Genomic DNA, 24035 nt, shown 5'->3' with positions numbered 1-24035 from the left:
AAGTTTCGATTATTTTCACCGAATGACTAGCCGGTTTTACTCCGCGAAAATCAGTCTAGGCCAGAACTTAGAGCGGGGTCGGCCAACGGGTGAAATTGTTCGACAATCGGTCAAAAGAGAGTACAGGCATGGGGTTTTGTAGGGAGATGCACCGACGAAGGGCAGGTTTATTTTTTTGCATGGGTCAAATCGGGACTGGGAAGTCACGATAATCGGGCGTGATGGGATGTGGGTTGCACCATTGCGGTGCGCAGGGCGGAATGTAGTGGGTTTGAGGGCCTCATCGCGAGCAGGCTCGCTCCTACATTGGATCTCGGGTGTGCACAGGATGCGTGAGCAAAGCCAAATGTGGGAGCGAGCCTGCTCGCGAAGAACGATAACGCGGTCTCAGCTCAGAATCCGAACCGGCTCCCCAGCCGCCCAGGCCTGTATGTCCTCGATCATTTGCGAAAAGAACAGTTGGTAATTCTGCCGGCTGACATACCCGACATGAGGCGTGGCCAGCACGTTTTCCAGCGTTCTGAAGGGATGATGGCGGGGCAACGGCTCGTGCTCGAACACGTCCAGCGCAGCGCCCGCCAGGCGTTTTTTCTGAAGTGCCTTGATCAATGCGGACTCATCGACAATCGGCCCGCGAGCGGTGTTGACCAGCCATGCCGTGGGTTTCATCCAGTCCAGTGCCTGAGCGTCCACCAGCCCTCGGCTGCGCTCGCTGAGCACCAGATGGACCGACAACACATCGGCCTGCTCGAACAGTTCCTGCTTGCTGACATAGGTGACGTCGACCTCGGCAGCCCGTTCGGCGGTCAGGTTTTCGCTCCAGGCAATCACCCGCATGCCGAACACCTGCCCGAACCGGGCTACCCGTTGACCAATGCTGCCCAGCCCGAGAATCGCCAAGGTCTTGCCCTGCAGGTCGCCGCCCAACCCTTGTTGCCACTGACCTGCGCGCAAGGCGTTGGCTTCGGCCACCAGGTTGCGGGTCGCGGCCATGATCAGCGCCCAGGTCAGTTCGGGGGCGGCATGTTTGTAGCTGTCCGTGCCGCAGACCTGAATGCCCAGCACGGCGGCGGCTTTCAGGTCCAGGGCGGCATTGCGCATGCCGCCGGTGACCAGCAGTTTGAGTGCGGACAAGCGGCGCAGCAGGTCTTCGTCGAACCGGGTGCGCTCGCGCATTACGCAGATCACCTCGAATGCGCCGAGCCGCTCGGCCAGGGTTTCGTTGTCGGCAGGGTAGTCATGGATAAAACTCACCTGGCCGATGCTGTCCAGCACCGACCAGTCCACCACGTCGCGAGCCACGTCCTGCCAGTCATCGATCACCGCAATCTGCATCAGCCTTTACCTCATCAAGGAACGGTATTGGTTTGGTTCAGCCAGCCGAGCAACGCCTGATGGAATTTCGCCGGTTCCTCCATCTGCGGCGCGTGGCCCATGCCGGGAAATTCGATCAGCGTCGACCGGGGAATCAGTTTCGCCACTTGCTTGCCGAGTACGTCGTAATGACCGATTTTCGCCTTGACCTCGGGTGGTGCGATGTTCTTGTTGATGGCCGTGGTGTCGGAAGTGCCGATCAGCAGCAGGGTCGGCACCTTCAGGTCCTTGAACTCGTAGTACACCGGTTGGGTGAAGATCATGTCGTAGATCAGCGCCGAGTTCCACGCCACCGCTGTTTTGCCCGGCCCTTTGGCCAAGCCTGCGTACATGTTCACCCAACGGTCAAATTCCGGCTTCCAGCGGCCATCGTAATAGGTGCTGCGTTGGTAGTCATGGATACCTTGCGCCGTGACTTTCAGCTCGCGCTCATACCATTGGTCAACCGTGAGATAGGGCACGCCAAGGGCTTTCCAGTCTTCCAGGCCGATGGGATTGACCAGCGCCAGTTGTTCGACTTGATCGGGGTATTGCAGTGCATAGCGGGTGGCGAGCATGCCGCCGGTAGAGTGGCCGAGCAGGGTGGCTTTCTGGATGCCCAGAGCCTTGAGCAGTTGCTGGGTGTTGGCCGCCAGTTGCTGGAAGCTGTATTGATAGTGGTCCGGTTTGCTGGAGGTGCAGAAGCCGATCTGGTCGGGGGCGATGACCCGGTAACCGGCCTCGCTCAGCGCCTTGATCGAGCTGTCCCAAGTGGCACCGCAGAAATTTTTTCCATGCATCAGCACTACGCTGCGCCCGTTGGCCTTGCCAAGGGCGGCGACGTCCATGTAACCCATTTGCAGGGATTTTCCCTGGGATTCAAAAGCGAAGTGTTTGACCGTGTAGGGGTACTCGAAGCCCTGAAGTTCCGGGCCGTATTCCGGCGTTTCGACCTTGGGTTGGGCCTGGTTCTGGGTATGAACGAGAGCGGGCAGTGCCGCCGTCAGCAGCAGGCCCGGTAACCAGCGGGAGAAAGTGGGCGACATGGGTGAACTCCACAGGAAATCCGCCGATGCTGGATCGGCATGATTAGGGTGACATTAAACATAGGTCACGACCGTAATGCCGAGCGCAATCCATGTGGGAGCGGCGGTGCGGCGATCCCACAGGTTGCGCACTTTAACTGACGGGCATTGGGCCATGGCCCTGCATGATCGTTCAACCCATCCACCCCAGCGTAGCAAGGGCCAATACACCGTAGCGGGCGCCCTTGGCGAGCGTCACGATCATCAGGAAACGCCCCAACGGTTCGCGCATGACGCCGGCCACCAGCGTCAGAGGGTCGCCGATAATGGGCACCCAACTGAGCAACAATGACCAATGACCATAGCGCTGATAGTGCTTTTGGGCTTGCTCGAGATGGCGAGGGCTGACCGGAAACCAGCGCCGTTCGTGAAACCGCTCGATGCCGCGCCCCAGCCACCAGTTCAGCAGCGACCCCAGCACGTTGCCCAGCGTTGCGATGGTCAGCAGCGACCAAAGCCAATACCGGTCGCTGAGCAACAGCCCCACCAGCACGGCTTCAGATTGCAAGGGCAGCAACGTCGCGGCACCGAATGCCGCGAGAAACAGCCCGATGTAGGCGCCGAACATCAATGGGCGGGGTAGTCCGCCACCACTACGTCAGTGCCGTCCTTTTTCAGACCGATCACTTGGTAGGCATCGCTCATGCCGTCCATTTCCATGCCGGGCGATCCCATGGGCATGCCAGGGGCAGCAACCCCCAACAGATCGTCGCGCTTGCTCAAGGCCAGTACTTGATCGGCCGGCACATGGCCTTCGACGAATTTGCCGTTGATAAGGCCGGTGTGACACGACGCGAGGCGAGGTGGCACACCGTGCTGTTGCTTGAATTGGCTCATATCGGCTTCAACATGGTCTTCGACCTTGAAACCGTTGGCTTCCAGATGACTGACCCATTTTTTGCAGCAGCCGCAATTGGCGTCGCGGTGAACCTCGATAGGGATCAGGTCGGCGGCCTGGGCCAGGGAAGAGATGAAGAGCGCGCTCAGGGCGACCAGACGCAGGTGGGTTCGCATGGAGATCTCGTCTCGGGTTGTGGCCAAAAAGATGCATTTTGACCCGTTTACCCAACAAAGAGACAGGGGATTGTTTCGAAGTAATACAGCCTTGGGTTAACCCCTGTGGCGAGGGGGCATGCCAGCCTGACCGGGCTTCTGCGCGACGCTGCCTGTGGGCCGGGCACCTGCTATCGGTCAAGCAACTTCATGACTTCTTCCGGATAACGCAGGCCTGCCGTGGCATTGGCCGGGAATATCGCTTCCAGGGCCTGCAACTCTTCGCGGCTCAATTTCACGTCCAGCGCCGCCACATTTTCTTCCAGGTATTTACGCTGTTTGGTGCCTGGAATCGGGATCAGGTAATCCCCTTGGGCCAAGACCCACGCCAACGCCAGTTGGCCCGCCGTCACACCCTTGTCGGCGGCCAGGGCCTGCACCTGTTGCACCAGCAAAAGGTTTTTTGCGAAGTTGTCCCCTTGAAAACGTGGGCTGAAGCGACGGTAATCATCGGCTGCGAAATCATCCGGGCTTCTCAGAGCACCGGTCAAAAAACCCCGGCCCAACGGGCTGTAAGGGACAAAGGCAACGCCCAGACGCTGGCACGCGGCCAGGCAACCGTTCTCCTCCTGATCGCGGCTCCACAGCGAATACTCACTTTGCAGTGCGCTGATCGGATGAACCTTGTTCGCTCGCTCCAGCGTGGCGACCGATGCTTCACTCAATCCCAGGTAACGCACCTTGCCGGCCTTCACCAGTTCCGCCATGGCGCCTACGGTTTCCTCGATGGCCACCTGCGGATCAATGCGGTGCTGGTAATACAAATCCAGGGTTTCCACACCAAGGCGCTTGAGGGTGCCGTCGATAGCGTCGCGAATATATTCCGGTCGCCCGTTGACGCCTCGTGTACCGGGGTTGGATGGGTCGCGGACAATGCCGAACTTACTGGCCAGAAACACTTGCTCACGCTTGCCGACAATGGCCTTGCCGATCAGTTCTTCGTTGGTATGTGGACCGTACATGTCTGCCGTGTCGAGCAGGTTGACCCCCAGTTCCAGCGCGCGGTGCAAAGTGGCCGTGGCTTCGCGGGTGTCCACGCCGGTGGTGTAGAAATCGGTCATGCCCATGCAGCCCAGACCTATCGCGCTCACCTGCGGGCCGTTTTTGCCCAGTTGACGTGTTTGCATGAAATTAGCTCCCTGTGAATTGAAAACCTATTGTTAACCTCGACAGAAACAAGATAAACCGGCTAAAACTGCTATCACTATTTGTAATTTCTAAATAATAAGCCGGTAAGCCAAAGCAATGGACCGTTTAAACGCCATGCGCGTATTCACCCGAATCGTCGAACTGGGCGGCTTTGCCAAAGCGGCGGACAGCCTGCAATTGCCCCGGGCTTCGGTGACCATTCTGATCAAGCAACTCGAGGCTCATCTGGGGGTGCAACTGCTGCAACGCACCACCCGGCAGATCAGCTTGACGCTTGATGGCGCGGCTTATTACCCGCGTTGCGTGCGGTTGCTGGCGGATCTGGAGGAAACCGAAGCGGTATTTTCCGCTGCTCGCCACAACCCCAAAGGTTTGCTGCGAGTGGATATGCCCGCGGGAGTGGGGCGTTTGATCGTGATCCCGGCATTGCCGCAGTTCACCACCCGATATCCATTGATCGAACTGGAGATCGGTTTGAATGACCGGCCTGTGGATCTGATTCGCGAAGGCGTCGATTGCGTGTTGCGCGGTGGCTCGACTCTGGACGAATCACTGGTGGCGCGCCCGCTGTGCATGCTGGACCAGGTCACCTGTGCCAGCCCGGAATACTTGCAGCGTCGTGGGACTCCGCTGTGCCTGGAGGATCTGAAAGGTCATCAGATGGTGGAATACTTTTCCAATAGCACAGGCAAACGCTACGGACTGGAATTTGCAGTCGATGACCACCTGCGGTTGATCGATCTGCCCAAGCACGTTTCGGTCAATAGCGCCGATGGCTATCTGGCGGCGTGTGAGGCGGGATATGGCTTGGTCCAGACCCCGTATTATCACGTTGCCCGCCAACTGAAGGAGGGGCGTTTGATCGAGGTACTGAGGGATGTGCCGCCACCGGGTATGCCGCTGACGGCGCTCTATCCTCCTCATCGCCAGTTGTCCCGACGGGTGCGGGTGTTCGTCGACTGGGATGGTGGAGCTCTGTGCGCAGTCGGTGAATGGCTTCTATAGAAATGACTCAAGTACCTGAGCGAGTTCCATATTATCGATGTTGATAATAACCGGGTGCGCCATGGTCGTAATGGTGATCGCCATGCCAGCCGCCGTGGGGGAAAACGATGCAGCCACTCAGGGTCAGGAGAGCAAGCAAGGGAATCAGCAATGTGATTCGACGAAACATTTCGAAATCCGGGTAATCGCCGCTATGAAGTCAAAACGCGTCATGGGCTGTAACATAAGACCTCGTTTGCAGCCCCTCATTCCCGCAGAACGGTAGTGGCTTGGCATGCAATCGGATACAAGCCGGATACATTTTTTGGTTCAGGAACCCGCAATGACCCAGTCGCAACGTTTGAAATACTCGATTCTGATTTCCCTGGTGGTACTGGGGATCATGTTCGGCCTTTCCTGGCTGCAAAATGCGGGAATCATCACCGAACAGCTGTTCCAGTACATCGCCATTGGCGTGGCAGTGCTCGTGGTGGTGATCAATGGCGTGATGCGTCGCAAGGTCAAGCCTTGAGCGACGACGCCCCCTGGCCAGATTGCTCGCTGTAGAGGACAGCGGCGGCCTGTGGATGCAGGCTGTAGCTTTTGTCCGGATTGAGGGTGATCACGCCTTCACCGCACAAGCGTTTCAACACTTCACGGACACTGAGAAAGGACAGGGGAATGTCCAGGTCCAGCAAGTGACTGTGGACGCCACGCACCCCCAGGCTGCGGTCGCTTTCGGCGGCGGTCAGCAAGGCGTCGATGACTTTGAGGCGAATCAGGCTGGTACGCAGGCCAAAACTCTTGAGCAGAAACCTGATCCGTTCGTTGCCGTGGCGTTCGGCTGGTTGATTGAAAACGCCGGAGCCCAGGGTGCTGGCCTTTGGCGCATGGCTACCGTCCGTTGGCAGTTGCGGGTTGTACATGCAAAAACTCCTTTTCAGAGCCTGATCAGGAAAAAGTGATGGGCGCTCTCAATCAATAAGACGAATGAGCCAGGCAAATAATGAAGACCCGTATGTAGAAAATTTGTCGCCGTTATGTCAGCGGCCCGTGAGCCGGGCGCGGGGGATGTCCTAAATTTTTGCTGTTTGCTTCGTTTTAAGGGGAGGCGCATTGCGTGTCATACGTCTTTTCGATCAGGAGCGAGCGTGATTATTTCCAGGCAGTTAACCAGGTTGAGCCTTGCGGGTGTGTTTCTGGGGCTCAGTCTTGCAGCAAACGCGCGCAGCCAGCCAGAGCAGGCGACGGCCGAGATTCGTCGAACCAGTTTCGGCGTGCCGCATATTCGTGCCGACAACGAGCGTGGGCTCGGCTATGGCATTGGCTATGCCTACGCTCAAGATAATCTGTGCTTGCTGGCCAATGAGATCGTCACCGTCAATGGCGAGCGCTCACGGTATTTCGGCCCGGACCAGTCTAGCGTCGAAGAGCGCGGGAACCTGGCCAGCGATGTGTTTTTCAACTGGCTGAATACCCCGCAGGCTGTTGCCGCTTTCTGGCAGACGCAAACGCCTGAAGTCCAAGAGCTCATCGAAGGTTACGTGGCGGGTTACAACCGTTCGCTGACAGAGCGTCGAGCGCAGGGTTTGCCGCAGCAATGCCAGGGAGAATGGGTGCGCGCGATTACCGCCCAGGACCTGGTCAAGTTGACCCGACGTCTGTTGGTCGAAGGCGGCGTGGGGCAGTTTGCCGAAGCATTGGCCGGTGCTACCCCGCCGAAAACCGTTGCCCATCTGGCGGGCGAACCGGCGTCGTTCCAGCTGGCGGCTTCGCGCATGCAACGCTTTGCTCTGGATCGCGGCAGTAACGCCGTGGCGGTCGGCAGCGAACGTTCGTTCAACGGTCGCGGGATGTTGCTGGCCAATCCACACTTTCCGTGGGTGGGCGGGATGCGTTTCTATCAGATGCACCTGACCATTCCCGGCAAACTGGACGTCATGGGCGCCGCGTTGCCCGGCCTGCCCATGATCAATATTGGTTTCAACCAGCACCTGGCGTGGACCCACACGGTGGATTCGTCCAAGCACTTCACGCTGTATCGCCTGCAACTCGATCCCAAGGACCCGACCCGTTACCTGCTGGATGGCAAGTCCTTGCCAATGAAACAGCAGACGCTGGCAGTGAACGTGAAGCAAGCCGATGGCCAGACCCGGCAAATCTCCCATGTGGTCTACAGCTCGGAGTTCGGCCCGATTGTGCAATGGCCCGGTAAGCTGGACTGGAACAACCAGTTCGCCTATAGCCTGCGCGACGCTAACCTGGAGAACGACCGGGTCTTGCAGCAGTGGTATGCGATGAACCGTGCCACCAGCCTCAAGGATTTGCAGGCATCGCTGCACAAGATTCAGGGGATCCCGTGGGTCAACACCCTGGCGGTGGACGATCAAGGGCAGACGCTTTACATGAACCTGTCGGTGGTGCCGAACGTCAATGCCGACAAGCTGGCCAAGTGCAGCGATCCGCGGGCCGGATTACAGATGATTCTGCTCGACGGTTCCAACAGCGCCTGTGCCTGGGACATCGACCCGCACGCTGCGCAAAAAGGTATCTACGCGGCAGACAAGTTGCCGCAACTGCTGCGCAAAGACTTTGTGCAGCATTCCAATGATTCGGCCTGGATGGCCAACCCGGCACAACCGCTCACCGGTTTTTCGCCGTTGATCAGTCAGGACAATCAGCCGTTGGGGCTGCGTTCGCGTTTCGCACTGGAGCGTCTGGGCACATTGAGCAAGGCCGGCCCTGTCGCTGCGGCCGATCTGCAACACATGGTGATGGACGATCAGGTGTATCAGGCGGCCCAAGTGATGCCGGATCTGCTGCAGTTCTGCGCCGCGAATCTCGGCGCCGATGCACCGACGCTTACACCGCTGTGTGCCAGCCTCAAGGCCTGGGATCGCCGGGTGAATCTGGACAGTGGACTGGGCTTTGTGCATTTTCAGAATGTCATGGAGCCGTTACAGCAGATCCCTGATATCTGGCGTGTAGCGTTCGATCCGAAGGATCCGCAAAACACTCCACATGGCCTGGCAATTGAACGGCCAGATGTTGCCAAAGCGATTCGGGCGGCGATGATGGCTTCGGTCGAACAGGTGAAAGCCCTTGGCCTGAAGGCCGATAGCCGCTGGGGTGATATCCAGGTGGTCAGCAGTGGCGGGCAGCAAACGCCGATCCACGGCGGGCCGGGCACGCTGGGTGTGTATAACGCGATCCAAAGCGTGCCGAGAAGCGACGGAAAACGCGAAGTCGTCAGTGGTACCAGCTATTTGCAGGTGGTGACTTTCGATGATAAGGGACCGCAGGCTCGGGGCTTACTGGCTTTCTCGTTGTCCAGTGACCCGGCGTCGAAGTACTCCCGGGATCAGACACTGGCCTTTTCGAAGAAACAGCTGAGTGTGTTGCCGTTTACCGAGCAGCAGATCACGTCCGATCCGCAGTATCAGGCTCAGACGATTCGAGAGCAGGATGAAAAAGCAGGGAAGATCGCCGCGCAGTAGTCGCGATAGCGTTTGAATCAAAAGTGAAGGCCGCACCCCGCAAGGGTGGCGGCCTTCAGCTTTTTGGGGCTTGTTGCGGGATCGAATTGAGGACCGGATTGCCGTCCTTATTGCGGGTCAGGTAGACCGGCAGCACCTTGGGTAGCGAAGCCACCAGGTTGTTGAGTTCCTTGATGTTGTAGATGCCGCCGAGGCGAATCGAGCCAGTACTGTGGTCTGCGATCATGACTGGCTTGTTCAAATAACGATTGATCAAGGGCAGGGCATCGGTCAGCGTCAGATCATCGAGCACCAGTTTTCCGCTGCGCCACGCCAGCGAATGGTCATCGGCAGAGGTCTGGCTGATTTGCGGTGTGAAGTCGCCGTGTCGGTAACGTGCCTGCATGGCAGGTTCGAGACGTGAGCCCTCGCCGGGCAGAGCACCATTGCTGGTTACCAGGACGGAACCTTCGATCAGGTTCACGCGTACCTGATCCTCATACATCCAGACGTTGAATCGGGTTCCGGTGACGCGAATTCTGCCGTCGGCCGCCCTGACAATGAAAGGGTGCTGCACGTCGTGACTGACGTTGAAGAAGGCTTCGCCTTTTTTCAACGTGACACGACGTTCATCCTTGTAGTTGCTGAACGTCAGTTCACTGCCCAGGTTCAGCTCCACCTGACTGCCGTCGCCCAGCGTGACCTGACGAACATTGTCTGTCGCCTCGAAATGCTGGTAGGCATTGGGCAGCCAACCCAGGTTCCATCCGGTGTATGCCGCCAGTGGCAATGCCAGGGCACAGACGGTGGCTGCAATGCCGAAGGTGCGCCAGGACTTTGCCGGTTTGATGCCAACTGCCGGCGCGGGAGATTCGGGACGAGGCAAATCCCCAGCCACATCCCAGATCTGCAGCATGGCTTCGTACTCGAAGGCATGCAGAGGATGGGCGTCACGCCATTGCTCGAACGCCAGGCGTTCTTCGGCCGTGCAGTCGGTGGCGTGCAGACGCATGCACCAGTGCGCAGCGGCATCGGTGATGGCGTCGTATTGGGCTTGCGAGAGAGAGTGATCGGTCATTGACTCATCCTGATTTCCTGCATTCTAACCTTGAGGGGAAGTCTGCGAGAACAACCGTCATGGCAATTGCCCATCAAAGTACGACTTATTTTTCATCCGCACGCCCGCAAACAGGGTATCGCCTGGCAGTATCCATAAATTGAGTGAAAAAAGGGTCAAGCCCCTGCAAGGCTGGTGCCCTGTACCGGGCGAGCAAAGCATGTGCAGATAGGGTGACTGCACATGCTTTTATGATGAAAAATTCAGATCAACTCGGGGATGGGGCTAGCACCGGATCCAGTTGTCGACCCATTTCACCTATCAAGTAAGCGATCGAGTCTGCGTTGCGCAAAATGACGTCGGTTCGCAGATGCACATTGTCCGGATTCAGGAAAATGTTGCGAGCTTCATCCAGTGTTTTACAGCCCGTCGTTTTGAGGATGTCCTGAGCCACATGCCCCAAACCCTCAACCGAATCCAGATCGATCCATTCCTGCAACGTTTCGTTCCAATGCGCAAACAGCTCCTCTCTCGGGGTGGCGAGGGACAGTGCTTTTCGCTGGAAATCCTGTTGCGTTTGTTTGATTGCCACACCGTAAGCGGTGACGGTGGCAATGAGATCGCTGAACGGGCGCCTTGCTTCAACCAGTGCAATATCCACGGTCTTTGAAAAAAGATGAGAGAACTCATGGATCAGCGTAGTGGCCCGGGCATGGTCGCCGACGCTGAAAGGCTCAGTCAAACAGGACTCGTACCAATCGAGTTGCGGGTCAAAGAACCTCTCCGTGAAATGCACACGATTCTGTGCGTCATCATTTATAACAAAAGCAATCGTATTGCCGATTGCGTATTTGTTTGACCCGACCACAAAACGTTCGGTATTCATGAAATCCACGTTTGGGTCCACCAGCGCTGTGCAAATGGGCACGATGACTTTCTTGATTTTGTCCAGGAGGCTGTCGTCGATAAGGTCAGCATCAAAAACGGCTCTGAGGAAGGTATCCAGCCGCGTCCCCGGCTTCAGCTGTCTGAGCTGCGCCAGGTTATGCAGACTGTTAAAAGCGTAGTAGCGAGCCAGGTCTATGGCTTGCACGATCATGCGCGCTTTTTCCGGGTGTTTTGCCCGAATGTCTTTCATTCCCCGTGCTTCGATATTCAGAAGCTGCCTGGCATATTTATCGGCGGCATGTCGATTGTGCATTTTCGACAGGGCTTTTCCATAGTGGACGGTATGGATGTCCGAATCGAGCACCAGTTGCTTGTCTGAGGTAGTCAGGAGCGCCGGGCCTTCTTCCGTGTCTTTGATCATCCGCCAGATCGCCCCGGGTTTGGTCACGCGGTACACCTTGCCCGCGATGGGGGCATAGGTTTGTCTGCTGGTCATTTCCAGGTAAGTGCCATCAGCGCTGTTCTTCTTTAAATCCTTCAGTTCGACGGCGGTGGTTTCGAAAGGCTGCAGTGACGTGCGCATCGGTGCAGTGGATTGCACTTGCGACCATTGCGGCGCGACCACAGGAGTGGCCGCCGGTTCGGCGAGAGTATTGGTCGTTGCCTGCGCTGTGCCGATCGACTCTTCCAGCGACAACCTGCCCAGTGACACCATTTGCACTGCACCGGCAATAAAGTTGAACATTGCCTGTTTCCAGTGGTGGTCCTGCAGCGCTTCGGCCGAGTTCTTGAAGTCTTTGTAGGCTTGCCACAAAAACAGCCCATAAGCCAGTTTGCCGGGTAAAAGGCCCGAGAACCTCTGGATGCCGGAGCTGAACAGGTTTTTGGCTGCCTCCCAGTCTGACTGGCCGCCGACCTCGGACTGAGCGCCGAGCATTTGCCACAGCAGGCTTGTGTTGTCGCTGAACAACCGGGTCAGCAAGTTGCCGCCGATGGGGTTAGAGGCGAGGGTGATTTCGCTCGCTTGTCCGACGGTGGACTTCAACAGATTGCGAAACCCGGATTGCGCACTTGCTGGAAGGCGACGTATCAGCAGCTCCTGTAACGGTCCCGGCGTATTGAACGCCGAGACAACGCTGGTCTCATTGTCGAACTCGGTGAATGGCGAGCCTGCATGGTAGGGCGCATACAGGACTTGCGGACCTTTCTGTCCGGAGCCGGGGCCTATCAGGTACAGGCCCAGTGTCCTGACGGCAGCAGCGCCGACTGTCTTGATCAGCTCCAGAGGGCGAACAATGGCGTGGGCGCCGTTGACAGCCGCGCGGGCGATAGCGTCCGGCATGTCCATCACCTGTCGAATCAAGTCGAAGGCGCTGTCGGAAAGACGTTGCTGCAGTTTTTGTGCATGGGCGTGTTGCATCAATTGCCAGGGCAGTTGCCGAATGAAGCGCAGCCTTCGAATGTCGGCATCGGCGCTTTTGTTCGACAAGCTGTCTATGACCAGTTTTGCGTAGGTTTGCTGAATGTTCAGTGACAGCAGGAGTTGCCTGACAGCGGACTGGTCCAGGCCTTGCGGAAGGGATTGAGTGGTTTTCGAAGCGATCGTGAAACCTGTGCCCTGGGCAATGTTGACATGGTTCAAGGCAAACTCGGTCAGGGATCGAGCGGGGCCGGCCAAGGTCAGGTTGGGGATGATTTCGATGTCGTCGGGGTCTGGCAGTGTCCCCGAGAAGCGGCTACCGAGCAGTGACTCCAACGTCTCATGCACATAGGACTTCAGCGTCTTTAGGCCGTGCAGGTAGTCTTTGTCATCGTCGACGCTGTTGCGGTATTGCTCCAGCAGTTCGATGTGCAGCTGCTGCTCCTCGACGGGTGCCATTGCGAGCCAGGCAGGCAAGGACTGCTGTAGGGTGATCGCCTGCGCGATCGAAGTGGCTCTGCGCAAGTTGGTGTCGACCACCGTTTTTGTCAGGGCTTGAAGGGCTTTGATCTGTTTTGCAGTGTCCAGCTTGAGGGCGCGCAGGTATTCGCAATGTCCCAGGAAGTGGTCAATGGATGATTGTGATAACCGCTGCAGGACATGATCTTCAATCAGTCGCAACGCACCGAGCGTATAACGCTGGTGGAAGGTGCGCTGGACAGGGGAGAGGTTTTCCAATAGCGCCAGACGTTTTTGCGGATCATGCAGGCGCCGGTCCAGTTCCTGCCTCGCGCGGCTGACGGTATCAAAGACTTCCAGGCCCTGCGCAGGTGTCCATAAAACTGTTCGGCCCGAATGCTGAGGGTCGAGCCCGCCACGCTCGGTCAACAACATGCAATTGGCCAAGGGCAGGATATTCGTTTGGCCGGTGCACTCAAGGGTCAATGAATAGGCGTCAGGCCGGAACCCCTTGAGTGAGAGCCGGCGTTTACGATCCGGCTTATCCGGATTGAGCACCGTATCGACAATGGCCCGGTCCGTGTCGCCCAATGTGGCGTCGAGCCCCCGAAGACTGGCTTCCCCACGTATGCCTACGGAAAGAGCATGAGCCAGCCGGGGTTTCATGTTCTCCAGATAGACTCGCTGCAGTGCCAACGCGGTGGTGGGTTGAGCTGCAAAGTCCGCGCCGATCAGCGCTTCGATATCGCTGAAGGTTTTCACGAACGCCGCCGCCGTGTCTGCCAGCACCATGGAGGGCTGTTGCTTGCCCGACAATACCGGTCGCGTACTCCAGCGCCCTTGGGCATCCAGCATCAGCAGGTGCTCGCTGAGCATCGAGCGGATGTCCAGCGCCTTGTCGAACAAGGCGTTGATGTCCACGATGCCGTCGCTGTGACGGAAAACCTGCAGGGCATACTCCACATTCTGCTGTTGTTTGGTGATGATCGCCTCGAACAGCTTTTTGAAGATCGAACCGGAAATCACTTTCCCGGAGACATTCGGCTGATCGAAACCGATGAAGCGCTGACGTTCCGCCAGGCTCAGGAGGCCGTAGAGCTCATCCTCATGACCGGCCGCGCTGAATTTGCTCAGTAAGGTGTCTTTGAGGTCCTGATAGTCTTTCAGCACCTGCAGCCCCTGAGCGGGGGTGTAGAGAAACGCATTGCTGCCACTGATCATCAGCGAGCCTGCCAGCTCCACATAGTTGGCCTCGTATTCCCAGAGACGCACGGTTTCGACGGTCAGTGTCTCGTACGTTCTGCTGGTCGGTTCGATCAGCGAATGCAAGTCCTGGCTTTGTTCAGGCGTGATGATTTCGGCTTCGCGCTTGAGCAGGAACTCCGCTCGCGCCTGTTCAGCAATGGCCTTGCTGAACAAATCGCGACGTGATGCGCCATCGGCACTCGCTGCGTCCCAGTAACTATTCATTTGCTCGGAAAGCAGGCTGATCAGTTTTCGGGAGGCAGTGGCTACGGCGGTTTCCCAGTATTGCTGGTCAGTGCTGGCCGGAAGCTTTTTCGGGTGGGAAAACTCATGTGATTGCCCCAACGGCCAGCGTTGATTGCGGTAGTGAAACAGCACCGCATCACTCAAGGACATCGCGTTGAGCCAGCGCCGCGCCGGAGTGCTTTCCTTATCGTGTTCATCGGCAGTTGCCGTGGAATAGAAACTGACCTGGGTCTGGCGTTGATCCAGGCCGGGGAAGGCTGACTTCAGCAGTTCATTGAGCACCGTATCGAGCAGCGAAGTCAGGGTCGGCAGCGCTTTCAACTCGTCGAGCATGGCCTGATCGTTCATGTGCTGATGTGCGGTGATGGTGCTGCTTTGGTCTTCGAACACCTCGCCTTCGATGGTTTGAAAGGTCACCTCGATAGTGGCGGCATCTGCCAGCGTTCTGCGTTGAGACAACGACATGAACGCCAGCAGGTCGTCGTCCTCGGTCGCGCTGTTCAGCTGGCGGTTCAGCTGTTCGGTCAAGGTTGAGCGGCTGTCGAACTTCTTTATGCCGGCGTAGGGGGTATAGAGAATCACGCCGTTGTCATCCGGTGTGGCGCTCAGCACGAAGCTGCCGGCCAGGGGCACGGGTTCCAGGTCGTTGGTCTTGAGCAGAATTTTTTCGGCGAGCATGGGCGGTTTCTGTTCACCGCGCAGCGTGTGGTTGGCTAGTTGCAGGTGACTGAACCATTCGAAGTCCTTTTGCGTCAGCCCGTGGGTTTGGCCAAGTTTCCTCCAGAGTCCGGGAGACTTCAGGGCCTGGGGGAAAAACATCGGAGTAACAGGTGTAGACATCGTCGAGTCTCGTTCAGGGCGCGATTGAAATTCGCCAGTGGATTGAGCCTCGAGACTAAAAGTCATTGAAGTGTGGAAGGTGGTAGATAGTTACCGCACAGCCTGCCGGTTGATCGTGCAAACTCGAGAAGAAAGTGGAGGCCGCGCGGGTACGGCCTGCAGGTGATCAACCGAAAAGTTGACAGCTCGCTCGTCGTGCGTTGTTAATCGGCTTGTCTTCGTACGCTGTTGCCCCCTCCAATAATTACTCTGGAGCTTCAGATGTCTGCGCCACACGATCATGTGTCTACTGCGGTTTCGCAAAACCTGTCCTTCGAAGCGCTGACGGCGTTGCTCGAGCAGATCTTCTTGCGCCACGGCACCTCAGCCGATGTCGCCAGAACCCTGGCCCTTAACTGCGCCGGTGCCGAGCGCGATGGTGCTCACAGCCACGGCGTATTCCGCATTCCCGGTTATGTGTCGACGTTGCAAAGCGGCTGGGTCAACGGCAAGGCTGTACCGGTGGTCGAGGACGTGGCCTCGGGTTTCGTCCGGGTCGACGCCGCTAATGGTTTTGCCCAACCGGCCCTCGCGGCGGCGCGGTCATTGTTGGTGGAGAAAGCCCGTGGTGCCGGCATTGCGGTGCTGGCCATCCGTAATTCCCACCATTTCGCTGCCTTGTGGCCGGACGTCGAGCCGTTTGCCGATGAAGGGCTGGTGGCACTGAGCGTGGTCAACAGCATGACTTGCGTGGTTCCGCACGGTGCCGACCGTCCGCTATTCGGGACCAACCCGATTGCCTTCGCTGCCCCTCGGGCCAACGGTGGTCCGATTGTCTTCGACCTGGCGACCAGCGCCATCGCCCATGGCGATGTACAGATCGCCGCCCGTAAAGGCGAGCGTTTGCCCGCGGGCATGGGGGTGGACAGCCTCGGCCAGCCAACCCAGGATCCGAAAGCGATCCTTGAAGGTGGTGCCTTGCTGCCGTTTGGCGGACACAAGGGTTCGGCGCTGTCGATGATGGTGGAGTTGTTGGCGGCGGCGTTGACTGGCGGCAATTTTTCTTTCGAGTTCGACTGGTCGAACCATCCCGGGGCGAAAACACCCTGGACGGGTCAACTGCTGATCGTGATCGACCCGAGCAAGTCGGCGGGGCAGAGTTTTGCCGAGCGCAGTGAGGAACTGGTTCGGCAAATGCACGGTGTAGGGCTCAAGCGGTTACCGGGTGATCGGCGTCATCAGCAGCGCGCCAAAGCCAAGGTCGAAGGCATTGCACTCGATGCTCAGACGCTGGCAAATCTGCGGGAACTGGCCGGGCTTTGAGCTCAAACGCAAGCCCTAATGTGGGAGCGGGCTTTTGTGGCGAGGGGGCTTGCCCCCGTTCGGCTGCGAAGCAGTCGTGAAACCTGCACACCCGCTTAGCTGATTCACCGCGGAAACAGTTTTGGGGCCGCTTCGCGACCCAACGGGGGCAAGCCCCCTCGCCACAATGGCTTAACGCCGACCCAACAACAGCCCCACCACCAAACCGAATCCGGCGGAGATGGCCACGGTTTGCCAGGGATGACCACCGATGTAGATTTCGCTGGCCTCGACTGCGGGCCTGGTCCGGTCACGTATACTGGAAACTGAACCCCGGGCCTGCTGGAGCTTCTGGGCGATTTGCCCACGAAGGGTGTCCGCTTCTTCACCGACCAGTGAAGCACTGCTCTTGAGCAGTTTTTCCGACTCTTCGATCAGGGCCTGAAGTTCGCTGAAGACCTGATCCTTGATTTGATCCTCGGCGACTTGATCGATGATTTTGCGGGCCATTGGAGTACTCCTTGCAGGTAAATGGGCAGTGAACAATGGAGTCTGGCGCGATGGCAAAAGTTGCAGCCATTTTGCGTGGCGACTCCACCCTGATGAAAAATCCAGGGCAGGACATTTCCTCCTACAGTGTAAGATGTCGCCTATTTTACGCAGCAGGTATCTTCCATGAGCTTCAATCTGGCCGACAAACCCCTTGCCGAGCGCGCGGCGCTTGAAGATGAAAAATCCCGTCTGTTCGAGCTCTGGCAAAACAACCTGGGTAAATCCAAGGGCGAAGCCGCACGGTTGTTCGGTGAGCGTGCCAAGCGCAAAGGCAAATGGGCCGAGTGGGTCCGCTCCGAACTTGACGGCATGTCGCCCCCGGAATTTGCGAACATGGTGCGCAGTGAAGTCAATCGCCTGATGGCCGCTAAATAAGCTTCCAGCGCTGACGGTTTCGAAATTGTCGAACATCAAAAGATCGCAGGCTTCGCCAGCTCCTACGGGGAATGAGTACGACCGATCAATGGCGGATGTACGCGCTCATGTAGGAGCTGCCGAAGGCTGCGATCTTTTGATCTTGCTCTTTTGCCGGTTTCGAAACTGCTAAAGATCAAAGGATCGCAGGCTTCGCCAGCTCCTACGGGTAGGAAAAGGTCGCGATAATCGCCTCGCGCACTTTCAGCACCACCGGATCGAGCTGCGTGCTGGTGCGCCAGCCCAGTTCGATCGGATAGCGTGGCAGCGCCAGAGGGCAGGGCAGCAGCGCCAGTCCGCTGAGCGTAGCGATACTTCGTGCCGCATGAGCTGGAATAGTCGCCACCGCCTGACTGCCCTTGAGCAGATGCGGCAACGCGGCAAAGTGCGTGGTCGATGCACATACCCGCCGGCTCAGCCCCAACGCCGCCAGGCCTTCATCGGTGATCCCGATAAAACCGCCCGATGACACCAGAATATGCTCACGGGCGACGAACGCTTCAAGGCTGAGAGTTTCCTGTCCCTCGGTCAGACTGAGGGGATCCACCAGGCACAGATAATCGCCTTCACCCAGCACCTGACGACTGAGCAAACGCTCGGCGAACCCGCCTGCTGTAATCGCCAGATCGATGCTGCGTTCCATCAAGGCTCGGGCGACGATCTGGCTATGGGTCTGGCGAAAGATCAGCCGCAGTTTCGGCGCGCGATCCGCGATCTCGTCAATCAATCGTCGCCCGTAGGCGATTTCGAAATCATCCGATAAACCCACCGTCACCGAACGTCCGTCGTAATGATTCGCCGCCGGATCGACCATCGCCAGGCTCTGGCGGCATTTATTCAGCGCATCGCTGACCACCGGTTTTAACTGGTTGGCCTTGAGCGTCGGCGCAAGACCTCGACCCGTGCGCACGAACAACTGATCGCCGTACACCTCGCGCAATCGGCGCAACGCCGCGCTGACCGCCGATTGCGTCACGCCCAGACGCAGCGCGGCACGGCTGGCGCTGGATTCCTCATGCAGGGCTTCGAAGACTTTGAGCAAGTTGAGATCGACGGTCGCGATATTCATTTGGTTCATATCATTCAGCAGTGAGTCGGGCTTTATTCATGATCCTGTGGCGCCGGAGAATGAGCAACACCTCATTACTGACGGAGTCATCACGATGCCCAAGTCCATCGTTGCTGCCCTGCAAATCGGCGCCTTGCCCGGCGGCAAGGCCGACACCCTTGATCAAATCCTCTCTTGGGAAACCGCCATTATCGAATCCGGCGCCGCACTGGTGGTCATGCCGGAGGCGTTGCTCGGCGGCTACCCCAAGGGCGAGGGTTTTGGCACGCAACTCGGTTATCGACTGCCGGAGGGGCGTGAAGCGTTTGCGCGGTATTTCGACAACGCCATCGACGTGCCCGGTGCCGAGACTGATGCCTTGGCCGGATTGTCCTCACGTACTGGTGCCAACCTGGTGATCGGCGTGATCGAGCGCGCCGGCAGCACATTGTATTGCACCGCGCTGTATTTCGATCCGCAGGCCGGGCTGGTCGCCAAGCACCGCAAACTGATGCCCACCGGCACCGAGCGACTGATCTGGGGCAAGGGCGATGGCTCGACCTTGCCGGTGATCGACAGCCAGGTCGGGCGAGTCGGCGCAGTGGTGTGCTGGGAAAACATGATGCCGCTGCTGCGTACCGCGATGTATGCCAAAGGCGTGGAGGTCTGGTGCGCGCCGACCGTGGACGAGCGGGAAATGTGGCAAGTCAGCATGCGCCACATCGCCCATGAAGGACGCTGCTTTGTGGTCAGCGCCTGTCAGGTGCAGGCCTCACCTCAAGCCTTGGGCGTGGAAATCGCCAACTGGCCGGCGCAGCGTCCGTTGATTGCCGGCGGCAGCGTGATTGTCGGGCCGATGGGCGACATTCTCGCCGGGCCGCTGCGTGACGAGGCGGGTTTGCTCACCGCTGAAATCGACACCGACGACCTGATCCGCGCCCGTTACGACTACGACGTGGTCGGGCACTACGCGCGCCCGGACGTGTTTGAGTTGACGGTGGATGAGCGGGCCAAACCGGGCGTGCGGTTCAACGCATAATGTGGGAGCGGGCTTGCTCGCGAAGAGGGCGTGTCAGTCGACATTAATATTGACTGACACACCGCCTTCGCGAGCAAGTCGAATCGTCGCACCGCCGCTCCCACATTGGATCTTCAGCGCAGTTGAAGCCACTCTTCGCGGGTGATCTCCCAGAGTTCCTTCGGGAATCGTCCACTGACAAAGTCGCCTTCATCGGTGTGTATCAAGCGCATGCCGGTACGTTCCGAGAGTTTGCGCGAGCCAATATTCGGCGCCGCTTTCGGCACGCGCAGCAACGGCCGGCCGAGTGTTTCGAACCAGTACTCGGTCACCGCCGCACTGGCTTCACCCATCAACCCCTGGCCTTGCCATTGCGGGGCCAGCCAGAAGCCGCGGTTGTTGTCCTGTTCATTCATCAGGCTGACATTGCCGATCAGTTGGTCGGGGGCCGACTTCAAGCGGATCGACCAGTGCCATTCTTCGCCACGGGTCATCGCCGGCAGGGCAATATCACGCAGATAAGTCAACGCGCCGTCAGCGGGATAAGGCCACGGCACCAGGACATTCAAATAACGCACCACGTCCCAGTGGGGGAATTGTTGCTGGATGGCGTCGGCATCGGCCAGTTCCAGCGGGCGCAAAATCAGTCGTTCGGTGTAGAGCGTTGGTGCGGCGTGCATCGTGGATGACCTCCTTGTAGAGACGGGTGTTGCGCGTCATGCGCAGCGTCGATTGTCGTCTAGTCTCTAGGCGTTCACACCCCTGTCAACGGATGGACCGTCCATGAGTTTGTTACTCGGCCCGATTCTGCAGTTTCGTGGCATCAACAGTAATGTCTATAACGTGTCGGCTCTAGTGGTTTTACCCTTGGGCGCGACATCACCCAGCGTAAAAGTACCCGGCGGTGTCACTGCCGGCAAACCGTTGGCCACCGCCGATATCCCGTTGCTCAATCCTCAGTACCGCGTCTGGCGCGTCGATTTCAAAGCGCTGCAAGACCAGGCTGTCGCCACGACTTACACGATCAAGATAGAGGGCGCGGAGGCCAACTTCGTCGTTCCTGCCGAGGGTCAGTCGCCGCGCATGGCCTATGTGTCGTGCAACGGTTTCTCGGACCCCAGGGACATGGAGAAAGTGGACCGGAACAACGAGCGCTGGGAGCACATGTGGGGGGTTCATCAAAGCAAGCCCTATCATCTGTTGTTGATGGGGGGCGATCAGGTTTACAGCGACGACATGCGCAGCAGTGTGTCGTCGATGAAAACATGGTTTGCCAAACCCTTTGCCGACCGTCAAAAGGCGGTCTACAGCAAGGTGATCGAAGCCGATCTGGACAAGTTCTTCGCCAGACTCTACCTGGAGCGCTGGAAACAGCCTGAGGTCGCGAAGCTGCTCAGCGCCGTTCCGACGGTGATGATGTGGGATGACCATGACATCATCGATGGCTGGGGTTCCTACGATGAGATTCTGCATTCAAGCCCGGTGTTCCAGGGGCTGTTTGCCACGGCCAAGCGCTATTTCAGGATTTTCCAGCAGCAACTGATCCAGACTCATCCTCACCTCAAACCGTCCGCTGATACCCATCCCTGTGCGATTCCCGACACCGCTGACGGCTTTCACCTGGGGTTTACCGGCCTGGGTGAATTGGCATTGCTGGTGCCTGACTTGCGCAGTGAGCGTGCGCCGGATTTGACGACGCCCCCGGCTCGGCAAACCCGGATCATTTCCCCCGTCAGTTGGGATGCGATTTATGCCTGGCTGGGCAAGGTCAAGGCGCATAAGCACTTGCTGCTGATGTCGAGTATTCCCGTCGGCTACCTGGATTTGCAGGCGGCCGAAAAGGCACTGGACCTGATCTCGGGGCAACAGGAACTGGAGGACGATTTGCGCGACCATTGGCGAAGCCTGCCCCACCGAGACGAACGCAAGCGGTTGATCATGCGGCTGCTGGATTTCGCCCATGCCGAGTCATGCAAGGTCACGCTGGTGTCCGGTGATGTTCATGTGGCGGGGGCCTGCGTGATTGAATCGACGTTATCCCGGCATCGCAACGATGGTTCAGGATTGATCTACCAATTGATTTCGACCGGGGTCGTGCATCCTGCACCGCCGGTGCTGGCGGTGCAGTTTCTGGAGTCCATTGGCAAGCACCAGGAACAGATCGACTACGGCATCACCGCAACCCTGTTGCCCATCGGTGCCCGAGGACGTTACCTGATAGCCGCTCGAAACTGGCTGGCGATAGAGCCGGATGAAGACAGCACCGGCAAAAGTCGGCTGTGGGCCAACTGGCACGTAGAAGGCCTCAAACATTGCGTGACCCAGGTGATCGATCCGGTTAAGCCGCGGGCCGAGCCGTGAGCGTCACCACGTGTCGGTAGTCGGCCCCGGCAGGCTGAGTTTGCCGTGATCAACGAAACGCATCGTGCCGAACACACCGCTGGCCAGTTTGCCCCGAAGCACGTAAGGCAGATTGTTCAGTGTCTGCGTCTGACTCAGCCCGAGGGTCTGACGCAGCACCGAGAAGGCCGAAACGCTCACCGGCACCACGATGACTGCTTCGGAAAAACGCGGAATCGAGCCCGACTGGTCGCTGACGCCGGAGGCGAGTGATTGACCGTTCACCTCCAGATCCAGGGCTACACCGTTGTAGTCGATTGCCGTTTCATTGGGGTTTTGCACACGCAGTTTTACCGCAAAACGCACTTCCAGTTCCTGGCTTGGCAGCGGCTCGATACCGACCACGTTGATGTTCAGCGGGTCGTGATGAGGGAACAGGGCGCAGGCGCTCAGGGAGAGCAGCAAGAGGGACAGAGACAGGGCGAACAATCTGCGCATGGACAGGCTCCCGTAAAGAAAAAGGCCGAGCCGCTCGTGGCTCGGCTCTTGAGCATGACGCACGGTTCAACTGTGCGACAGCTGCAGGTGAAGCGGGTTCACCTTTGGGCGCAACATCCGGATTCTGCATCACCTGAAGCACCGAGGCTTGCGGGTCGAACTCATCTTCTTCCAGCTCGATGAATTCTTCGGGCAGGAAGATATTCAGCACGATAGCGCACAACGCACCGACGGTGATCGGTGATTCGAAGATGTTGTGGTCGCTTTCGCGAGCAAGCCCGCTCCCGCATTTGATCTGTGTCAGGCCATAGAGCGATGGTCTTATCGCTCCTGCCAGTTTCTGACAGCAGCCTCTGCTAAGCTCCGACGACTTTTCAGGAAAGAGCCTGCCGACCGTGTCGCGAACCAGCCGTTTACTGACTTTGTTACAAGTGCTTCGGGGCAAAAGTCGTCCGGTGACTGCCGCGACATTGGCCAGCGAACTGGAGATTTCCGAACGCACGCTGTACCGCGACATCGCGGAACTCACCGCCCTCGGCGCACCGATCTTTGGCGAGGCGGGGATCGGTTATGTGTTGCGCAGCGGTCTGTTTCTGCCGCCCTTGATGCTCAATGCCGATGAAACCGAAGCCATCGTGCTCGGCTTGCGCTACGTGGATCAGCGTGGTGATGAGGTCTTGGGCAAAGCCGCGGCCGATGCCCTGGCAAAAATCGCCGCGGTACTCGACCCCGCGGCCCAGGAGGCCTTGCGCAACCCGACCGTGCTGCCGGGTCCTCCGGGTTATGGCTATCCGCAAAATGCCGTGCCCTTGAATGTATTTCGCCAAGCCATCCGCGATCAGGCCAAGCTGCACATCGATTACGCGGACGCCAACCAGGTGCCGAGTCAGCGGCTGATATGGCCACTGGCCCTGGGCTTTCTCAACGAGGTGCGGATCATCGTTGCCTGGTGTGAATTGCGCAGTGCCTATCGCACCTTTCGCACCGACCGGATCTCGGCCGCCAGCGAACAGGGCGAACACTATCCGGGGCGGCGCAGCGACCTCTTGCGCACCTGGCGCAAGCAGATGCAACTGGACGAAGCAGGGCGTTTCACTCCTGACAAGAACTGACACAGGCTTGTTTTAGCATGGCTCCAGAATCAACTCACAAGGAGCCGTAAACATGTCCAATCCAGCCTCTTCACTGGCCCCCGCCATCGCCGCCTACATTGCCGCTGCCAATGCTCGTGACACGTCGAGGGTTGCCAGTTTTTTCGCTGAGGATGCCAACGTGTTCGATGAAGGGCAGCATCAGGTCGGCACACAAGCCATCGCCCAATGGATGCAAGACACCGCACAACGTTATCAGCCAAGGGTCGAGGTGCTCGACGTTCAGCTGCGCACCGGCAAAGTGCTGGTGCATAACCTGATCTCCGGCACCTTTCCCGGCAGCCCGCTGGAACTGCGCTATATGTTCCGCCTCAATGAGCAGGGCAAGATCGCCCGGCTGGATATCTCGTTGTAACCCGGTGCTGTATCGCGCTGCTAAACCTGTGGGAGCGAGCCTGCTCGCGATGACGGCGGTACATTCAGCATCAATATTGACTGACCCGCCGCTATCGCGAGCAGGCTCGCTCCCACAGGGGTT

Annotated in this window: 21 protein-coding genes and 2 pseudogenes; 9 read left to right on the top strand and 14 right to left on the bottom strand. The window is 58.4% G+C overall.

Annotated features, from left to right (window positions below; all coding sequences use genetic code 11):
• Positions 1-387 precede the first annotated feature (387 nt).
• The 5 genes from BK662_RS20775 to BK662_RS20755 all read right to left on the bottom strand — a co-directional run bounded on the left by BK662_RS20775 (position 388) and on the right by BK662_RS20755 (position 4618).
• Entirely contained in the window at positions 388-1335 is a 948-nt protein-coding gene (locus BK662_RS20775; RefSeq protein ID WP_123359622.1) for a D-2-hydroxyacid dehydrogenase family protein, read from the bottom strand.
• Positions 1336-1349: 14 nt separating this feature from the next.
• Positions 1350-2399: an alpha/beta fold hydrolase gene (locus tag BK662_RS20770; RefSeq protein WP_123359621.1), complete on the bottom strand. Its 1050-nt coding sequence runs from the start codon at positions 2397-2399 to the stop codon at positions 1350-1352.
• A gap of 172 nt (positions 2400-2571) precedes the next feature.
• Positions 2572-3006, bottom strand: coding sequence for a YqaA family protein (locus BK662_RS20765; RefSeq protein WP_123359620.1), 435 nt, complete (start codon positions 3004-3006; stop codon positions 2572-2574).
• Positions 3006-3452, bottom strand: coding sequence for a DUF411 domain-containing protein (locus tag BK662_RS20760; protein WP_123359619.1), 447 nt, complete (start codon positions 3450-3452; stop codon positions 3006-3008). Before BK662_RS20760 ends, BK662_RS20765 begins: the two co-directional genes overlap by 1 nt.
• Positions 3453-3622: 170 nt before the next feature.
• Positions 3623-4618 carry an aldo/keto reductase gene (locus BK662_RS20755; RefSeq protein WP_123359618.1) on the bottom strand — a complete coding sequence of 332 codons (996 nt, stop codon included), beginning with the start codon at positions 4616-4618 and terminating at the stop codon, positions 3623-3625.
• A gap of 118 nt (positions 4619-4736) precedes the next feature.
• Between BK662_RS20755 and BK662_RS20750 the strand changes: the two are divergent.
• Positions 4737-5664 (top strand): annotated as a pseudogene (locus BK662_RS20750) (LysR family transcriptional regulator).
• 12 nt (positions 5665-5676) lie between these two features.
• Here the strand turns inward: BK662_RS20750 and BK662_RS34915 are convergent.
• Complete coding sequence (locus BK662_RS34915; protein WP_185047172.1) at positions 5677-5814, bottom strand: hypothetical protein; 138 nt, start codon at positions 5812-5814, stop codon at positions 5677-5679.
• A gap of 153 nt (positions 5815-5967) precedes the next feature.
• On the opposite strand from BK662_RS34915, the gene BK662_RS20745 reads away from it, so the two are divergent.
• The gene (locus tag BK662_RS20745; protein ID WP_007901365.1) at positions 5968-6156 is read left to right on the top strand and encodes a hypothetical protein; all 189 of its coding nucleotides are present in this window, start codon (positions 5968-5970) and stop codon (positions 6154-6156) included.
• Here BK662_RS20745 and BK662_RS20740 read toward each other — a convergent pair.
• Positions 6146-6550 (bottom strand): fe2+ zn2+ uptake regulation protein, encoded by a 405-nt coding sequence (locus BK662_RS20740; protein ID WP_123359617.1) that lies wholly within the window; start codon positions 6548-6550, stop codon positions 6146-6148. The two genes, BK662_RS20745 and BK662_RS20740, sit on opposite strands and share 11 nt — an antisense overlap.
• Positions 6551-6775: 225 nt before the next feature.
• On the opposite strand from BK662_RS20740, the gene pvdQ reads away from it, so the two are divergent.
• Positions 6776-9121: a bifunctional acylase PvdQ gene (pvdQ, locus tag BK662_RS20735; protein WP_123359616.1), complete on the top strand. Its 2346-nt coding sequence runs from the start codon at positions 6776-6778 to the stop codon at positions 9119-9121.
• A gap of 55 nt (positions 9122-9176) precedes the next feature.
• Here pvdQ and BK662_RS20730 read toward each other — a convergent pair whose 3' ends face one another.
• Both BK662_RS20730 and BK662_RS20725 read right to left on the bottom strand, forming a co-directional pair.
• Positions 9177-10178 (bottom strand): FecR family protein, encoded by a 1002-nt coding sequence (locus tag BK662_RS20730; RefSeq protein ID WP_123359615.1) that lies wholly within the window; start codon positions 10176-10178, stop codon positions 9177-9179.
• Positions 10179-10425: 247 nt separating this feature from the next.
• Positions 10426-15255, bottom strand: coding sequence for a dermonecrotic toxin domain-containing protein (locus BK662_RS20725; protein ID WP_123359614.1), 4830 nt, complete (start codon positions 15253-15255; stop codon positions 10426-10428).
• Between the two features lie 261 nt (positions 15256-15516).
• Between BK662_RS20725 and BK662_RS20720 the strand changes: the two genes are divergently transcribed.
• Positions 15517-16557 carry an Ldh family oxidoreductase gene (locus BK662_RS20720; RefSeq protein WP_123359613.1) on the top strand — a complete coding sequence of 347 codons (1041 nt, stop codon included), beginning with the start codon at positions 15517-15519 and terminating at the stop codon, positions 16555-16557.
• Between the two features lie 171 nt (positions 16558-16728).
• On the opposite strand, the gene BK662_RS20710 is transcribed toward BK662_RS20720, so the two are convergent.
• Positions 16729-17046 (bottom strand): ElaB/YgaM/YqjD family protein, encoded by a 318-nt coding sequence (locus BK662_RS20710; RefSeq protein WP_123359612.1) that lies wholly within the window; start codon positions 17044-17046, stop codon positions 16729-16731.
• Between the two features lie 165 nt (positions 17047-17211).
• On the opposite strand from BK662_RS20710, the gene BK662_RS20705 reads away from it, so the two are divergent.
• On the top strand, positions 17212-17463 hold the full coding sequence (locus BK662_RS20705; RefSeq protein ID WP_123359611.1) for a hypothetical protein: 252 nt from the start codon (positions 17212-17214) through the stop codon (positions 17461-17463).
• Positions 17464-17665: 202 nt separating this feature from the next.
• On the opposite strand, the gene BK662_RS20700 is transcribed toward BK662_RS20705, so the two are convergent.
• On the bottom strand, positions 17666-18580 hold the full coding sequence (locus BK662_RS20700) for a LysR family transcriptional regulator (protein ID WP_123359610.1): 915 nt from the start codon (positions 18578-18580) through the stop codon (positions 17666-17668).
• An 85-nt stretch (positions 18581-18665) separates the two neighbouring features.
• Here BK662_RS20700 and BK662_RS20695 point away from each other — a divergent pair, with 85 nt between their 5' ends.
• The gene (locus tag BK662_RS20695; RefSeq protein WP_123359609.1) at positions 18666-19589 is read left to right on the top strand and encodes a carbon-nitrogen hydrolase family protein; all 924 of its coding nucleotides are present in this window, start codon (positions 18666-18668) and stop codon (positions 19587-19589) included.
• 113 nt (positions 19590-19702) lie between these two features.
• Here the strand turns inward: BK662_RS20695 and BK662_RS20685 are convergent, their stop codons facing one another.
• Positions 19703-20248, bottom strand: a complete 546-nt coding sequence (locus BK662_RS20685) for a GNAT family N-acetyltransferase (RefSeq protein WP_123359607.1) — start codon at positions 20246-20248, stop codon at positions 19703-19705.
• Between the two features lie 103 nt (positions 20249-20351).
• On the opposite strand from BK662_RS20685, the gene BK662_RS20680 reads away from it, so the two are divergent.
• On the top strand, positions 20352-21929 hold the full coding sequence (locus tag BK662_RS20680) for an alkaline phosphatase D family protein (RefSeq protein ID WP_123359606.1): 1578 nt from the start codon (positions 20352-20354) through the stop codon (positions 21927-21929).
• 3 nt (positions 21930-21932) lie between these two features.
• On the opposite strand, the gene BK662_RS20675 is transcribed toward BK662_RS20680, so the two are convergent.
• Both BK662_RS20675 and BK662_RS35505 read right to left on the bottom strand, forming a co-directional pair.
• Complete coding sequence (locus tag BK662_RS20675; protein WP_123359605.1) at positions 21933-22406, bottom strand: LEA/WHy family protein; 474 nt, start codon at positions 22404-22406, stop codon at positions 21933-21935.
• A 61-nt stretch (positions 22407-22467) separates the two neighbouring features.
• Positions 22468-22665: pseudogene (locus tag BK662_RS35505) on the bottom strand (xanthine permease XanP); the annotation flags it as partial.
• A gap of 136 nt (positions 22666-22801) precedes the next feature.
• Here BK662_RS35505 and BK662_RS20665 point away from each other — a divergent pair.
• Complete coding sequence (locus tag BK662_RS20665) at positions 22802-23518, top strand: helix-turn-helix transcriptional regulator (RefSeq protein ID WP_123359604.1); 717 nt, start codon at positions 22802-22804, stop codon at positions 23516-23518.
• 52 nt (positions 23519-23570) lie between these two features.
• Positions 23571-23912, top strand: coding sequence for a nuclear transport factor 2 family protein (locus BK662_RS20660; RefSeq protein ID WP_007897370.1), 342 nt, complete (start codon positions 23571-23573; stop codon positions 23910-23912).
• The last annotated feature ends 123 nt before the right edge of the window (positions 23913-24035 follow it).

It is taken from the genome of Pseudomonas frederiksbergensis (assembly GCF_003732275.1).
Lineage (GTDB): Bacteria > Pseudomonadota > Gammaproteobacteria > Pseudomonadales > Pseudomonadaceae > Aquipseudomonas > Aquipseudomonas frederiksbergensis_H.
Note: the sequence above shows the minus strand (reverse complement) of the source record. Positions and strands in the feature narration are given on the sequence as shown.

What these genes read in the sequence shown, in the direction of transcription:
- BK662_RS20775 (WP_123359622.1), bottom strand. Translation starts at nt 1,335, where the DNA reads ATGCAGATTGCGGTGATCGATGACTGGCAGGACGTGGCTCGCGACGTG.
- BK662_RS20770 (WP_123359621.1), bottom strand. Translation starts at nt 2,399, where the DNA reads ATGTCGCCCACTTTCTCCCGCTGGTTACCGGGCCTGCTGCTGACGGCG.
- BK662_RS20765 (WP_123359620.1), bottom strand. Translation starts at nt 3,006, where the DNA reads ATGTTCGGCGCCTACATCGGGCTGTTTCTCGCGGCATTCGGTGCCGCG.
- BK662_RS20760 (WP_123359619.1), bottom strand. Translation starts at nt 3,452, where the DNA reads ATGCGAACCCACCTGCGTCTGGTCGCCCTGAGCGCGCTCTTCATCTCT.
- BK662_RS20755 (WP_123359618.1), bottom strand. Translation starts at nt 4,618, where the DNA reads ATGCAAACACGTCAACTGGGCAAAAACGGCCCGCAGGTGAGCGCGATA.
- BK662_RS34915 (WP_185047172.1), bottom strand. Translation starts at nt 5,814, where the DNA reads ATGTTTCGTCGAATCACATTGCTGATTCCCTTGCTTGCTCTCCTGACC.
- BK662_RS20745 (WP_007901365.1), top strand. Translation starts at nt 5,968, where the DNA reads ATGACCCAGTCGCAACGTTTGAAATACTCGATTCTGATTTCCCTGGTG.
- BK662_RS20740 (WP_123359617.1), bottom strand. Translation starts at nt 6,550, where the DNA reads ATGTACAACCCGCAACTGCCAACGGACGGTAGCCATGCGCCAAAGGCC.
- BK662_RS20730 (WP_123359615.1), bottom strand. Translation starts at nt 10,178, where the DNA reads ATGACCGATCACTCTCTCTCGCAAGCCCAATACGACGCCATCACCGAT.
- BK662_RS20725 (WP_123359614.1), bottom strand. Translation starts at nt 15,255, where the DNA reads ATGTCTACACCTGTTACTCCGATGTTTTTCCCCCAGGCCCTGAAGTCT.
- BK662_RS20720 (WP_123359613.1), top strand. Translation starts at nt 15,517, where the DNA reads ATGTCTGCGCCACACGATCATGTGTCTACTGCGGTTTCGCAAAACCTG.
- BK662_RS20710 (WP_123359612.1), bottom strand. Translation starts at nt 17,046, where the DNA reads ATGGCCCGCAAAATCATCGATCAAGTCGCCGAGGATCAAATCAAGGAT.
- BK662_RS20705 (WP_123359611.1), top strand. Translation starts at nt 17,212, where the DNA reads ATGAGCTTCAATCTGGCCGACAAACCCCTTGCCGAGCGCGCGGCGCTT.
- BK662_RS20700 (WP_123359610.1), bottom strand. Translation starts at nt 18,580, where the DNA reads ATGAACCAAATGAATATCGCGACCGTCGATCTCAACTTGCTCAAAGTC.
- BK662_RS20695 (WP_123359609.1), top strand. Translation starts at nt 18,666, where the DNA reads ATGCCCAAGTCCATCGTTGCTGCCCTGCAAATCGGCGCCTTGCCCGGC.
- BK662_RS20685 (WP_123359607.1), bottom strand. Translation starts at nt 20,248, where the DNA reads ATGCACGCCGCACCAACGCTCTACACCGAACGACTGATTTTGCGCCCG.
- BK662_RS20680 (WP_123359606.1), top strand. Translation starts at nt 20,352, where the DNA reads ATGAGTTTGTTACTCGGCCCGATTCTGCAGTTTCGTGGCATCAACAGT.
- BK662_RS20675 (WP_123359605.1), bottom strand. Translation starts at nt 22,406, where the DNA reads ATGCGCAGATTGTTCGCCCTGTCTCTGTCCCTCTTGCTGCTCTCCCTG.
- BK662_RS20660 (WP_007897370.1), top strand. Translation starts at nt 23,571, where the DNA reads ATGTCCAATCCAGCCTCTTCACTGGCCCCCGCCATCGCCGCCTACATT.